Raw genomic sequence first — 13,639 nt, 5'->3', positions numbered from 1 at the left:
TTCCCGAGCCGGTGCTGCGCGCGCGGGGGATTGATCCGGCGCGGCGGAGCGCGTCCCCTGTGTGGGCATGACCGACGATCCGCCGCGCCCCGTCCCGACCCTGCTCGACATGTTTCTCACCTATGGCCGCATCGGGCTGATCGGCTTCGGTGGCATCAATGCCTGGGCGCGCCGCGTGCTGGTCGAGGAAAAGCGCTGGTTGACCGACCAGGAATACGCCGAGACGCTTGGCCTGGGGCAGGTGCTTCCAGGGCCGAACGCGCTGAACGCCGCGATCATGGTCGGCGACCGCTTCCACGGCACGGCGGGCGCCATCGCGGCACCCGTCGCAATGTTTGGCGGGCCGCTGATCCTCCTGGCGGGGCTGGCGATGTTCTACGACGCCTATGGCGAGGTGCAGGTGGTCAAGGCTGTGCTGGCCGGCGTGGCCGCGGCCGCGGCGGGCATGGTGTTGGGCACCGCGGCGAAGATGACGCAGAAGCTCAAGCCGCCGCCCACGCTGCTGGCGGTCGGGCTCTGCGCGCTGGTGGCGGCGGGGCTGCTGCGCGTGCCGCTGCCCTATGTGGTGCTGGGTCTCGCGCCTTTCGGGATCGCGGCCGCCTGGCAGGTGCTGCGCGCGAAATGACGGCCACGATCTTCTGGCAATTGGTGCTGGGCTTCGGCGCCATATCCCTGGTCTCGGTGGGCGGCGGCATCGCCGTGCTGCCCGAGATGCACCGCCTGGTGGTGGATGTGCATGGCTGGATGAGCGATGCCGATTTCGCCCGTCGATTCGCGCTCGCGCAGGCAGCACCCGGGCCGAACGTGCTGGTGGTGGGGCTGTTCGGCTGGCATGTCGGCGGCGTGCTCGGGATGCTCACGGCAACGCTCGCGATGACGCTGCCGACCTCGTTCATGGCCTTCGGCTTCTCCCGCCTGCGCGCGCGCCTGTCGGGGCGCTTCTGGCTGCGCGTGGTCGAGCGCGGGCTGGTGCCGATCGCGGTCGGGCTGATCGGCGCGTCGGGATTGATCCTGGCGCAGGGGACCGCGACCGGGTGGCTGCCGGCGGTGGTCACGGCGGCCTCGGCGGTATTCGTGTGGCGGACCGATTTCTCGCCGCTCTGGGTGCTGGGCGCGGGTGCGATCATCGGGCTCGCCTTCCTGTGAGCCTCACGGCGCCACCGCTGCGCGAGGCCGAACCGCGCGGGCTGTGCACCGATTGCGGCGTCTCCCGCATGGCGGATGCCAGGGCCTGCGGCGTGGCCTGCCAGTTCATCAAGCCCGACTACCCGGCGCTGGAGGCGCGCGTGCATGGCCGCACGCGCGACCCGGCGCGCCCGGACGAGGCCTATTTCGGCCCCTTCCGCCGCATGGTGCGCGCCGCGCTGAAGCGCCCGGCCTCGGGCGCGCAATGGACCGGCATCACCACGCGCATCGCGGAACGGCTGCTCGAGAGCGGCGCGGTGACCGCCGTGCTGACCATGGCGCCCGACCCGGACGACCGCTGGAAGCCCGTCCCGGTGCTGGTAACGAAGCCGGAGCACCTGGCGCAGTGCCGCGGCATGCGCATGGGCTACGCGCCGCTGCTGGCCTTGCTGGAACCGGCGGCGGCGGCTGGGCACAAGCGCATCGCCGTGGTCGGCATTCCATGCCAGGTCTACGCGCTGCGCGCGCTGGAAGACCGCCTCGGCTTCGAGGACATCTTCGTCATCGGTACGCCCTGTTCCGACAACACGACCACCGAGAACTTCCACAAGTTCCTCGCCCTGGTGGACCCGTCGCCCGCGACCGTCACCTACCTGGAATTCCGCGCCGACTACCATGTGGAGATCCGCCACGACGACGGCCGCAAGCGCGAGATCCCGTTCCTGCTGCTGCCGCTGGCCGACCTGCCCGGGGATTTCTTCCCGCTGACGTGTCGCACCTGCGTCGACTACACCAACGTGCTGGCCGACATCACCGTGGGCTACATGGGCGGCACCGGCGCGCAATGGCTGATCGTGCGCAATGCGCGCGGCGAGGCGCTGCTCTCGCTGCTGGGTGACGAGGTTCTGGTGGAATCCCCGCGCGATTCCGGCCGCCGCACCGCCGCGGTGCGCGGCTTCATGGCGAATACCGAACGCGCCGCCGGCGGCCTGCCGCTACGGCGCATGCCCAACTGGGCGCGCCCGATCGTCGCCTGGCTGCAGCCGCGCATCGGCCCGCGCGGCCTGGAATTCGCCCGCGCGCGCGTCGAGATGAAGGCGATCGAGACCGTGCTGCACCTGCGCCGCCAGAAGCCCGGGATGATGCGCAACATGATCCCGCGCCATGTCTGGGCGCTGGTGGAGCGCTACGGCCTGAAGCCCGGCCCGGAGGAGGCGCGCGAGAGCCTTGCACCGCCGCCGGTCCGCGCGCAGAAGGCCGCGACAACGGAAGGACCACGCCCATGATGGACAAGGACGCGCTGACCGCCTGGGCGCTCGCCAATGGCTGGACGATGATCGGCGGCAACCCCTGCCTGACCAAGCCGTCCTCGCCCAAGGAGGCGATCGTGCGCATGCTGCTCAAGGCGACGGTCGTGACCATTGAAGCGAAGAAGCCCGCGGGGAAGTGGGAGAAGCTGTCGTCCGAACCCTACGGCAAGATCGAGCCCGACCCCGAGGGCGGCCCGCCCCAGGGCCTGGGCTTCGGCAAGTTCCCGAGCCTGACGATGCTGATGCAGGAGAACCGCGACCGGCAGGTGTTTGCGAGGATGGGCGGCGGCGGCTGACAAACCTCGCGCGCCTAAGCTGCGTCGCGCTGCACGACTTCGACGGTGACGTAGACTCGGCGTTCCAGGTCGAGCATCGCGTCGTCCAGGACCTTCAGGCGTTTTCGGACCAGCAGCACGCCACCGAGCGCGAAGCCCAGCGCTGTACCGATCAATGGGCCAACGAGACCGAAGGCGCCGAACGCCGCCGCCGTCAGGCCGCAAAGCCCAAACATCAGCCCGACGACGCGAGTGTTCCGACGCTCGGGCGAGCCATCCCAGACCGTTCGCGCCTCGGCGAGTTGCTGGCGCAGGCGCGCCGCCTCCTCCGCCAGGGCCGGGAGCTGTGTATCCCGCTCGGGGTTCCAGCCAGACTGCCGGTGCAAGCCTGCTTCGATCTTCTCGATCCGCTTCTCGGCATTCTGAAAGGCGATCGAATCCAGCATCCCGTTGCATGGTCCCGGCCTGTTGGCGCGCAGGATCGTACCGCGTTCGCCTTGTGGTCCAGCACGATTCTTCGCCCATTGCTTGACCCCGAGGCAGCGGACAGGGAATTTCCGCCCCGCCATGCTCAACCCCGCCCTGCCCGACGCCCTCGCCACCCTGCTCGGCCCCGCCGGCCTGCTGACCGACCCGTCCGACATCGCACCCGCGCTGTCCGACTGGCGCGGACTGTACCGCGGCGCGGCGATGGCCGTGCTGCGCCCGGCGAACACCCAGCAGGTGGCGGACTGCGTGCGCATCTGCGCCGAAGCGCGCATCGCCATCGTGCCGCAGGGCGGCAATACCTCGATGGTCGGCGGCGCCACGCCGGAGGGGAATGGCCGTTCGGTCGTGCTCTCGCTCGCGCGGCTCAACCGCATCCGCGACCTTGACCCGATCGACATGACCATGACCGCCGAAGCCGGCGTTGTGGTGAAGACCGCGCAGGATGCCGCGGCCGATGCCGGCTGCCTGTTCCCGCTGTCCTTCGGCGGCGAGGGCACGGCGATGATCGGCGGCATCCTGTCGACCAATGCCGGCGGCAACACCACCGTGCGCTACGGCAATGCGCGCGAACTCATGCTCGGCCTGGAAGTGGTGCTGCCCGACGGGCAGGTCTGGTCCGGCCTGCGGCGCCTGCGCAAGGACAATACCGGCTACGCGCTGCGCCACCTGTTCGTGGGGGCTGAGGGCACGCTCGGCATCATCACCGCCGCCACGCTGCGCCTGTTCGCGCGCCCGCGGGTGAACGAAGTCCTGTTCTGCTCGGTGCGGGACGAAGCCGCCGCGCTGTCGGTGTTCCGCCGCTTCCGCGACGTGGACGAAACGGCGATCCGCGCCTTCGAATACATGTCGGGCCTCGGCGTCGACTTCGCGGTGAAACACATCCCCGGTGTCACGCTGCCCGTCGCCGAGCGCGCGGATCACTACATCCTGGTCGACCTCGCCTCGACCCGCGCCGATGCCGACCTGCAGGGCCTGGCGGAGCAGGTCCTGGGGGCCGCGATGGAATCGGGCGAGGTGCTCGACGCTGTGGTCGGCGGCAGCGAGGCCAGGCGCCAGGCGATCTGGCGCATCCGCGAGGAACACCCCGAGGCGCAGCGCAAGGAAGGGGCCAGCGTCAAGAACGACGTCTCGGTGCCGGTCTCGAAGGTGCCGGAGTTGATCCGCCGTGCGTCGGCCGCCTGCGAATCGCTGATTCCCGGCATCCGCCCCGTTCCCTTCGGACACATGGGCGATGGCAACATCCACATGAACCTCGAACAGCCAGTGGGCATGGACCCCGAGGCCTTCCTCGCGCGCAGCCACGACATCATGGACACGGTGAACGACGTTGTGCGCGACCTCGATGGCTCCTTCAGCGCCGAACACGGGATCGGGCGCCTCAAGACCGACATGATGGAGGCCTGGCGCGGCGGGGCTGAACTCGCGACCATGCAGCGCATCAAGGCCGCGCTCGATCCCGCGGGCGTGATGAACCCCGGCAAGGTGCTGCCCTGAATCACGGCGCCGTGCGCGACGCCGCCCCCGGCCCGGCTGGCGCCGCGGCGCAGGGCGGCAGCCCCGCGCGCGTGACCGTGGTGACCGTGACTCATCGCAGCGCCGACACCATCGCGGACTTCCTCGATGCTCTGCCGCAGGGCCTGGACCTGGTGGTGGTGGACAACGCCGGCGGTGACGACACGCCCGAGCGCGTCGCTGCCGCGGCGCCGCGGGCACGGGTCATCCGCAACACGGTCAACCGGGGCTTCGGCGCCGGCTGTAACGCCGGCATCGATGCCGCCGCAACGGACTTCATCCTGCTGCTGAACCCCGATGCGCGCCTGCGCGCCGGCGCGCTCGACACGCTGCTCGCCGCCGCCGAGGCCTGGGCCGATGCTGCGATCCTCGCCCCCGCGATCGTGAACGAGGACGGTTCGCGCGTGCGGTCCTACGATGCCTCCCAGCGCCGACGCCGCCTGCTGCCGCGCAAACGCGCCGCCGAGCCCTGGCCGGAGGGCCCGGCCTGTGTCGACTTCGCCTCGGGTGCGGCAATGCTGCTGCGCCGCGCCGATGGGCTGCGCTTCGACGAATCGATCTTCCTGTTCTACGAGGACGACATGATTTGCGACGCCGCGCGCGCCATGGGCCGCGCGGTGGTTTACGTGCCTGGCGCGGTGGTGGCGCATGCTGGCGGGCGGTCCTCCGCGCCATCGCTGCGAATCCGCGCGCGGAAGGCTTTCCACATGGCGCGCTCGCGACAGATATACCTGGAACGCCATGGCGGGCAGGATGCGCCGGCACGCCTGCTGCACCATGCCGGGCGCGCGTTGGGCCATGCCCTCACGTTTCGCGGCGCGAAGGCGCTCGAGGACCTGGCCGGGCTGGCGGGAACCCTGGCCTGGCTGCGCTCCGGGCGGGCGTAACATGCCCAAGGCTTCCGGCCCCGGCGACAAACCTCTAGCTTGCGCCGCCCCATGACCCGGATCGATCGCTACCTGTTCCGCCAACTCGCCCTCGCCCTCCTTGCCGTCACGGTGGGCTTGGCGGCGCTCGTGTGGCTGACGCAGTCGCTGCGCTTCATCGAACTGGTGCTCGACCGCGGGCTGTCGCTCGTGGTGTTCGTCGAGCTCACCTCGCTCATGCTGCCGTCGTTCTTCGCGGTGATCCTGCCGATCACGACCTTCGTCGTGGTGCTGTTCGTGTATGTGCGCCTGGCCGGCGACCGCGAACTGGTGGTGATGCGCGCGGCAGGGCTGTCGCAATGGCGCCTTGCGCGTCCGGCGGTGCTGCTCGCGGCCATCGCGACCGGGCTGTGCGTGCTGCTCAACATCTGGCTGGTGCCCATCAGCCACACCGCCTTCCGGCAATGGCAGTTCGAGATCCGCAACCAGCTGGTCGGCGTGCTGCTGCAGGAAGGCGTGTTCAGCCAGGTGGGCAACGACCTGACCGTGTACGCGCGCTACCGCGACCCGGACGGCACGCTGCGTGGCATCCTGGTGCATGACCAGCGCGATGCCGGCGCGCCGGTCACCATCCTGGCCGAACAGGGGCGCATCAGCACCACCGGCGCGGCCCCGCGTGTGACGCTGCTCAACGGCGTGCGCCAGCAGGTGGAACGCGCGCCGGCCAATGCGCCGCCCGGCACGCCGCCGCTGCGGCTCAACACGCTGTCCTTCACCGAGAACAGCCTCGACCTCGCGCGCGCAACACGGGGCGAGGAGTCGCGCTCGCGCGATTCGCGCGAACGCTCCATCGCGGAACTGCTGAACCCCGACCCCGACGAAGCCCTGCGCGACCGCGAGGTGCGCCGCTACTACGCCGAGGCGCACCAGCGCATGTCCGGCCCGCTCACCGCGCTGTCCTTCGCGCTGGTTGGGCTTGCGGTGGCACTGACCGGCGAATTCCGCCGCCATGGCGGGGGGCTGCGCATCGCGGTCGGCATCGGGCTGGTGGTCGGGCTGCTCGCCTTCGGTCTGACGGCCGGTAACCTCGCCGCGCGGGACAATGCCTGGGTGCCGCTGATCTGGCTGCAGACCGTGCTGCCGGGCATCGTCGCCGCCTGGTGGCTGGGCGGTGCGCCCGGCTGGCCGCGCGCCGCACCCCCGCCGGTGCCGGCCGCGCCATGACCTTCGCCCGCACGCTGATGATGTACGTCGCGCGGCGCTTCGCGCTGATGACAGGCGCGATGCTGGCGGCCCTGGCCGGCCTGGTCGCGCTGTTCGACCTGATCGAACTGTTGCGCCGCGCCGCCACGCGCCAGGACGCGACCTTCGCGCTGGTGAGCCAGATCGCGGCACTGCGCCTGCCCTTCGTCGCCATGCAGATCCTGCCGTTTGCCATCCTGCTCGGCGGCATCGTGGCGTTCTGGCGCCTCACGCGGTCATCGGAGCTTGTGGTGGCGCGCGCCGCGGGTGTCTCGGCCTGGGGGTTCCTGGCAGGGCCGGTCGGGGTCGCGGTGATGCTGGGCGTGGTCGCGACCGCGGCGATCTCGCCCTTGTCCTCGGCCATGCTGGCGCGGGCCGAGCGGCTCGATTCGCAGTTCCTGCGCAACACCAGCGGCATCTCGGCGCTGGCCGGCGGGCGGCTGTGGCTGCGCCAGGCCGATGCGGGGCTCGACCCGCGCGGGGTCGCGATCCTGTCCGGCCGACCGGTCGGGCCGCGCGACCTGCGCCCGGGCGAGGCCTTCCGCCTTGATGACGTGAGCCTATGGCGCCTGTCCGCCGATGACCGCCCGCTCGCACGGATCGAGGCCCCCTCGGCGGTGATGGCGCCGGGCCGCTGGGTGATATCGGATGCCGTGGTGTTCGGCGCCGATCGCCTGCCCGCGCCGGCGGAGCGTCTCGAATTCCCGACCGACCTCACGCCCGCGCGGATCCAGGATTCCTTCGCCAGCCCCGACACGCTGTCCTTCTGGGCGCTGCCGGATTTCATCCAGGTGCTGGAACAGGCGGGCTTCTCCGCCGTGCGCCACCGGCTGCACTTCCAGTCGCTGTTGGCGCTGCCGCTGCTGGCGGCCGCGATGGCACTGCTGGCGGCGGGGTTCTCGATGCGCTCCTCGCGCCGCGGGGGTGTGGCGCAGATGATCGGCGGCGGGGTGGCGGCCGGCTTCGCGCTGTTCGTCGTCGACAAGATCACCGGCGAATTCGGCGAGGCCGGCACACTGCCGGTTGTCTTCGCGGCATGGGCGCCGGCGGGGGCGGGCTTCCTGCTCGCGACCGCCCTGCTGCTGCATCTGGAGGATGGCTGATGCGTCTGGCCGGGACCCGCCGCGCGGCGTTGCTCGCATCGCTCGTCGCGCTCGCGGCGGCGCCTGCGGTCGCGCAGCAGGGGGCGCTGCCGCCGATCGTGGCACCGCGGGACATCGCGCCGGTGCGCCCTGACCAGCCGGCCGCCGCGCCCGCGGCCCCGGCGGCCGCCCCGGCGCAGGACGCGCCCGTCACCTTCACCGCCGAAGAAGTCGAATACGACCAGAACCGCGCCCTGGTCACAGCCCGTGGCCGGGTCGAGGCCTGGCAGGGCAACCGTGTGGTGCGCGCCGATGAATTCACCTACGACCGCAACACCGGCGTCGCCACCGCGCGCGGCAATGTCCAGCTGATCGAAGCCGACGGCCAGGTGATCTTCGCCGACTCGGTCGTGCTCGAGAACCAGTTCCGCGACGGCGTGATCGAAGGCCTGCGCGGGCTGCTCGCGCAGAACGGGCGCGTGGCGGCGAACAGCGCGCGGCGCACCGGCGGGTCGGTCTTCGACCTCTCGCGCGTGGTCTATTCGTCGTGCAATGCGTGCGAGGATGACCCGCTCGCGCCGCCGCTGTGGCAGTTGCGCGCGCGCTCCGCCACGCTCGACCAGACCGGGCGCCAGGCGCGCTACCGCGATGCGGTGGTGGAATTCGCCGGCATCCCGACCTTCTGGACGCCCTACCTGCAGCACCCGGCGGGCGATGCGCCGCGGCAATCGGGCTTCCTCAGCCCCACCTTTGGCATCACGAACTTCCTCGGCGGCTTCGTCGAGACGCCCTACTACTGGGCGATCGACCCGAGCCAGGAACTGGTGCTGCGTCCGCAATTCGCGACCCGCCAGGTGCCCAACCTCGGCCTCGAATACCGTCGCCGATTCAACTTCGGCGAGATCGAGGCCGAAGGCTCGCTCGGCTACCTGAATGGCGACGAGGAAACGCCCGAGGGCGTGGCAGGGCACATTTTCTCGCGCGGGCGCTTCTCGCTCGATGAGAACTGGCGCGCCGGCTTCGACTTCAACCGCGCGTCCAGCGAGGACTACCTGCGCATCTACCGCTACGGCGCGCGACGGCGGCTCGATTCCAGCGTCTATACCGAGGGCTTCTGGGGCACCGACGCCTATGCCCGCGTCGATGCGCGCATCTTCCAGGGCCTGCGCCCGTCCGACAACACCAGTCTGATCCCGACCGTCGGGCCGAACATCTACCTCGATTGGCGGGCACCGGTGGATGCGCTGGGCGGGACCTTCACCTTCGACACGTGGAATTTCGCGGTGTTCCGCTCCGGCGGGACGAATACGCAGCGCGGTGCCTTCCGGCTCGGCTACGACCTGCCGATGACCGACCGTCTGGGCGGCGTCTGGACCTTCCGCGCGCAAACTGATGTCGCGTCCTACGCCTTCACGGACCTCGCTCTCGCGCCGAACAACTCGACCACGGCGAATAACGGCACCGCCGCCCGCGCCAATATCCGCGCCGCGATCGCCTGGCGGATGCCCTTCGTGCGTCCGGCCGGCGCCTATGGCCACCAGGTCATCGAACCTATCCTGCAGTTTGTCGGTGGGCCGCTCACCGGCAGCCAGTCCAGCGTGCCGAACGAGGACAGCATCGACTTCGAGTTCACCGACGCCACGCTGTTCAACCTGAACCGCTTCTATGGCCGGGACCGCCAGGAAGGCGGCACCCGCGTGGACTACGCGCTGCGCGCCGCCTGGTATTTCCCCAATGGCGGGCTGGTCGAGGGCTTGGCAGGCGCATCGTACCGCACGCAGCAGGATGGCGGGCCCTTCTACGCCGGCAGCGGCGTCGAGAACCGGGCCTCGGACTACGTCGCGCGGGCGCGCGTCATGCCGGTGCCGTGGCTCGAATTCCTCGGCCGCGGGCGCTTCGGTCAGGAAAACGGCGACCTGCGCGCCACCGACCTCACGACCAACATCAGCCTGCCCAGCCGCACGACGCTGACTGCGGGCTACCTGTACACGCCCGCCGTGCCCTACCTGACACCCTTCCAAGATCGAAACGAAGTCGCCTTCGGGGCCACCCAGCAATGGGGCAACTGGCGGATCGGCGGCTTCGCCCGCTACGACATCGAGATCAATCGCCCGGTCGTGGTCACCGCCTCGGTTGCCTACGAGGACGAGTGCTTCCTGTTCGAAGCCCGCTTCCTCAAGCGCTTCGCCGAGGACCCGTCGACCAACAACCTCTATCCGGCAAACACGGTGCTGTTGTTCCGGATCGGCCTCAAGACCATCGGCGATGTCGGCTTCCGGGCGATCTGACACTGCAGTTGGCTTCGCCGGACGTATCCGCACGCAGGCGTGGCGTGGCGGCTGCGCCCGTCGACGCGTGACGCATCGCCACCGTCGGTATGACGCCGCGCGCCGCCCCGGCGCGCCGCAAAGCTTCCCCGCGCTGGCCGCGGGTCGTATGAAGGCCCTGCCATGACAGCCGCGACGCCCCGCACCGCCCGGCCCCACGCCCGCGCCATTCTGGCCGCGGTGCTGGCGATCGGCCTATCCCTGCCGGCCGCGCCCGCGCTCGCCCAGGCCAACCGCGTCGCCGCCGTGGTCAACGGAGACGTGATCACCGCACAGGAGGTCGCCTCCCGCCGCCGGCTGCTCGCCCTCACCGCCGGCATGACCGGGGAGACGCCCGGCCGCGCCAACGACCAGATCCTGCGCCTGCTGGTGGATGAACGCCTGCGTACCCAGGAAGTGGCCCGCCGGCGCATCCCGGTGACCGATGCCGACATCGCCGGCGCGGTGGGCGAGATCGAGAACCGCAACGGGCTGCCCCCCGGCGGCCTGCGCGACAACCTGCGCCGCGCGGGAATCGACCCGCGCGTGCTGTACGACCAGATCCGCGCGCAGATCGGCTGGAACCGGCTGCTGCGCGGGCAACTCGGCAACCAGGCGCAGATCTCCCAGGCGGAGATTGACGAATACGTGAACTCGGCGCGTGCCCGCACCGGCCAGCCTGAATTCCTTGTCAGCGAGATCTACATCCCGATCTCGAACCCCGCGCAGGAGGCCGAGGTCCGGCGCTTCGTGGACGACGTGATCGCGCGGCTGCGCCAGGGCGCGCCCTTCCCGATGGTGGCCACGCAGTTCAGCCAGTCGCAGACCGCGCTGCTCGGCGGGGACCTTGGCTGGACGCAGCCCGAACGGCTCGACCCCGAAGTCGCCGCTGTGGTGCGCCAGATGCCCGAGGGCGCCGTCTCCAACCCGATCCGCGTGCCCGGCGGCTTCGTGATCGCGCAACTGCGGCAGAAGCGCACGGCGGGCCGGGACATGGCGACCATGATCTCGATCCGCCAGGCCTTCTTCCCCTTCGAGGGCCAGGTGAACCCGGCTGCGCCCACCGCGCAGCAGCTCCGCCAGGTCGAGGCGGGGCAGCGCCTGTCCGAGACCGCGCGCAACTGCGATGCGGTGGAAGCCGCCGCGCGCGGCGGTTCGCGCCCCGCCGACCCCGGCCCGGTGCGCCAGGACACCATCAATCCGCCTGAACTGCGCGAACTGCTCGCGACCCTGCCGCTGGGCCGCCCGACGCAGCCGATCATCTCGCCCGACGGCGTCATGATCATCGCGGTCTGCTCGCGCGAGACCCGCAATCTGGCGGAACTCACGCCCGAGCAGGCGCGCGACCGGCTGCTGCGCGAGCGCGTGGAACTGATCTCCCGCCAGGTGCTGCGCGACCTGCAGCGCCGCGCGCAGATCGACATCCGCAACCAGGCGAACGAACCGCCCGCCGCCGCGCAGCCGCCGCAGCGGCGCGGGTAGAGTGCATGACCTTCGCAAGGGCTCACGGCATGCGCTCTGGTCTTTTGGTGTTGCGAGCACCTTCACCCGATCAGATGGGTCCGTCTGATCGGGATCTGCTGCTCTAGGGCCCCGCAGGCGCGCCCGCCGCGCGCCATCCCCGCCATGCCACCGGACGCCCCGGACCTGCCCAGCCTGCGCGAGACCATCGCGCGCCATGGGCTCGATGCACGCAAGGCGCTGGGGCAGCATTTCCTGCTCGACCCCGCGGTGTGTGCACGCATCGCCGGGCTGGCGGGGGACCTGTCAGGGCGGCATGTGATCGAGGTCGGCCCGGGGCCGGGCGGCCTGACCCGCGCGCTGCTCGCGAGCCCGGCGGCGCAGGTGGTGGCGGTCGAGCTCGACCGCCGCGCGGTGGCGGCGCTGGCGGAGCTGGAAGCGGCGTATCCCGGCCGCCTGCGCGTGATCGAGGCCGATGCGCTGCGCATCGACGCGGCAGCGCTGCTGCCCGCGCCGCGGCGCATCATCGCGAACCTGCCCTACAACGTGGCCTCGCCGCTGCTGGTCGGCTGGTTGCGCGGCGCTGCCGCGATTGAGGGCATGACCCTGATGTTCCAGCAGGAAGTGGCGGAACGCATCTGTGCCGCCCCGGATACGCCGGCCTATGGGCGGCTGGCCGTGCTGGCGCAGTGGCGCTGCCGCTGCGAGCTGCTGCTGCGCCTGCCGCCGGGTGCTTTCAGCCCGCCGCCCAAGGTGTGGTCGGCGGTGGTGGGCTTCACGCCGCATGCGGAGGACCCCGGCGGCGCGCTGTTCGCGGCCATGGAACGCACCACGGCGGCCGCCTTCGGCCAGCGCCGCAAGATGCTGCGCGGCGCGCTGAAGTCGCTGGGCGATGCGGCGGCGTTGCTGGAAGCCGCCGGCATCGATGGCGCCCGGCGGGCGGAGACGCTGACGGTGGCGGAATTCGATCGGCTCGCGCGGCTGGTCGCCGCGCGCGGCGCGGGATGATCACCGCCCGCGGCGCGGGGTAACCGCCGCCCGCGGCGCTACCCCCGGAACCAGGCCAGCACGGCCGCGACCGTGAACACCGAGATCACGGTCGAAACCAGCACCGTCGCACCCGAGCGCTCCGCCCCCACCGCATAGCGCCGCGCCAGCATGAAGGCATTCGCTCCGGTCGGTAGCGCCGCCGTCGTCACCGCAACGGCCGTCTCGAGCGGCCCCAGCGCGAAGGCGATGCACAACCCCCAGACCAGCAGCGGCAAAACCGCCAGCTTCAACACCAGCGCCCAGGCCACGTCGCGCATCGACCCGGCCAGCCTGAACGACGCGAGCGACCCGCCCAGGCAGAACAGCGCCAGCGGCGGGCTCGATGCCCCCAGCAGTTCCAGCGTGCGCCGCAACGCCGATGGCACCGGCAGCGCCAGCGTGCTCCAGGCAAGGGCCACCACCACCGACATCACGATCGGGTTGCGCAGCACGCCCCCCAGCGTGGCGCGCACCACGCGCCCGAGCGGTGCGTGGCGATGGATGCCGAATTCCGCGACGATGGTGCCCAGGCTCAGCAGCACCATGGAATGCAGCGCGATCAGCGCCAGCAGCACCGCAACGCCGGCCTGCCCATAGGCCGCGGCGGTGAGCGGAATGCCCATCATCACCGTGTTGCCGAAGGTGCAGTTCAGGGCGAACAACCCGGCCTCCGCCAGGTTGAGTGAAAGCTGCCGCAGCGCGATCCACATCGCCGCGCCGTAGACCACCAGCGCGGCCAGGAAGAAGGCCAGCGCCGCCGGCCCGCCGCCGCCATTGCCCGAGGTGCCGCCGGCGAAGAGCAGCGCCGGCGACGCAATGGTGAAGGTGAACCAGATCAGCGAGCGGAAGCCGGCCTCGTCCACCCATTTCCAGGCCGCCGCCGCCCAGCCCATCGCCACGATGGCGAAGACCGGCGCGACGATCTCGAGGATGATCGCCACG

General features: G+C 71.1%; 13 protein-coding genes. 11 read left to right on the top strand and 2 right to left on the bottom strand.

Going from position 1 to position 13,639, the window contains the following annotated elements; all coding sequences use genetic code 11:
• Positions 1 to 67 precede the first annotated feature (67 nt).
• The 4 genes from MWM08_RS19035 to MWM08_RS19020 are packed head-to-tail and all read left to right on the top strand — an operon-like array spanning position 68 to position 2,731.
• Complete coding sequence (locus tag MWM08_RS19035) at positions 68 to 625, top strand: chromate transporter (RefSeq protein ID WP_244408081.1); 558 nt, start codon at positions 68 to 70, stop codon at positions 623 to 625.
• Positions 622 to 1,146 carry a chromate transporter gene (locus tag MWM08_RS19030; protein ID WP_244408079.1) on the top strand — a complete coding sequence of 175 codons (525 nt, stop codon included), beginning with the start codon at positions 622 to 624 and terminating at the stop codon, positions 1,144 to 1,146. The genes MWM08_RS19035 and MWM08_RS19030 overlap by 4 nt, the downstream gene beginning before the upstream one ends.
• Positions 1,143 to 2,411, top strand: a complete 1,269-nt coding sequence (locus tag MWM08_RS19025; RefSeq protein WP_244408077.1) for a Coenzyme F420 hydrogenase/dehydrogenase, beta subunit C-terminal domain — start codon at positions 1,143 to 1,145, stop codon at positions 2,409 to 2,411. The genes MWM08_RS19030 and MWM08_RS19025 overlap by 4 nt, the downstream gene beginning before the upstream one ends.
• Positions 2,408 to 2,731: a hypothetical protein gene (locus tag MWM08_RS19020; RefSeq protein WP_244408076.1), complete on the top strand. Its 324-nt coding sequence runs from the start codon at positions 2,408 to 2,410 to the stop codon at positions 2,729 to 2,731. The genes MWM08_RS19025 and MWM08_RS19020 overlap by 4 nt, the downstream gene beginning before the upstream one ends.
• Before the next feature lie 14 nt (positions 2,732 to 2,745).
• On the opposite strand, the gene MWM08_RS19015 is transcribed toward MWM08_RS19020, so the two are convergent.
• Positions 2,746 to 3,156: a hypothetical protein gene (locus MWM08_RS19015; RefSeq protein WP_244408075.1), complete on the bottom strand. Its 411-nt coding sequence runs from the start codon at positions 3,154 to 3,156 to the stop codon at positions 2,746 to 2,748.
• Positions 3,157 to 3,277: 121 nt separating this feature from the next.
• Here MWM08_RS19015 and MWM08_RS19010 point away from each other — a divergent pair, with 121 nt between their 5' ends.
• From MWM08_RS19010 to rsmA, 7 genes are all read left to right on the top strand, one after another.
• Positions 3,278 to 4,693: an FAD-binding oxidoreductase gene (locus tag MWM08_RS19010; protein WP_244408074.1), complete on the top strand. Its 1,416-nt coding sequence runs from the start codon at positions 3,278 to 3,280 to the stop codon at positions 4,691 to 4,693.
• Between the two features lie 11 nt (positions 4,694 to 4,704).
• Complete coding sequence (locus MWM08_RS19005) at positions 4,705 to 5,598, top strand: glycosyltransferase (RefSeq protein ID WP_244408073.1); 894 nt, start codon at positions 4,705 to 4,707, stop codon at positions 5,596 to 5,598.
• 51 nt (positions 5,599 to 5,649) lie between these two features.
• The gene (lptF, locus tag MWM08_RS19000; protein ID WP_244408072.1) at positions 5,650 to 6,801 is read left to right on the top strand and encodes an LPS export ABC transporter permease LptF; all 1,152 of its coding nucleotides are present in this window, start codon (positions 5,650 to 5,652) and stop codon (positions 6,799 to 6,801) included.
• Positions 6,798 to 7,922 (top strand): LPS export ABC transporter permease LptG, encoded by a 1,125-nt coding sequence (lptG, locus tag MWM08_RS18995; RefSeq protein ID WP_244408071.1) that lies wholly within the window; start codon positions 6,798 to 6,800, stop codon positions 7,920 to 7,922. Before lptF ends, lptG begins: the two co-directional genes overlap by 4 nt.
• Entirely contained in the window at positions 7,922 to 10,189 is a 2,268-nt protein-coding gene (locus MWM08_RS18990; RefSeq protein ID WP_244408070.1) for an LPS-assembly protein LptD, read from the top strand. The genes lptG and MWM08_RS18990 overlap by 1 nt, the downstream gene beginning before the upstream one ends.
• A 162-nt stretch (positions 10,190 to 10,351) precedes the next feature.
• The gene (locus tag MWM08_RS18985; RefSeq protein WP_244408069.1) at positions 10,352 to 11,689 is read left to right on the top strand and encodes a peptidylprolyl isomerase; all 1,338 of its coding nucleotides are present in this window, start codon (positions 10,352 to 10,354) and stop codon (positions 11,687 to 11,689) included.
• A 144-nt stretch (positions 11,690 to 11,833) separates the two neighbouring features.
• The gene (gene rsmA, locus MWM08_RS18980) at positions 11,834 to 12,676 is read left to right on the top strand and encodes a 16S rRNA (adenine(1518)-N(6)/adenine(1519)-N(6))-dimethyltransferase RsmA (RefSeq protein WP_244408068.1); all 843 of its coding nucleotides are present in this window, start codon (positions 11,834 to 11,836) and stop codon (positions 12,674 to 12,676) included.
• A 38-nt stretch (positions 12,677 to 12,714) separates the two neighbouring features.
• Here the strand turns inward: rsmA and MWM08_RS18975 are convergent, their stop codons facing one another.
• Positions 12,715 to 13,638, bottom strand: coding sequence for an AEC family transporter (locus tag MWM08_RS18975; protein WP_244408067.1), 924 nt, complete (start codon positions 13,636 to 13,638; stop codon positions 12,715 to 12,717).
• Between the last annotated feature and the right edge of the window lies 1 nt (position 13,639).

Source organism: Roseomonas fluvialis (assembly GCF_022846615.1).
Classification (GTDB): domain Bacteria; phylum Pseudomonadota; class Alphaproteobacteria; order Acetobacterales; family Acetobacteraceae; genus Neoroseomonas; species Neoroseomonas fluvialis.
This window is presented reverse-complemented; position numbering and strand designations above follow the sequence as displayed.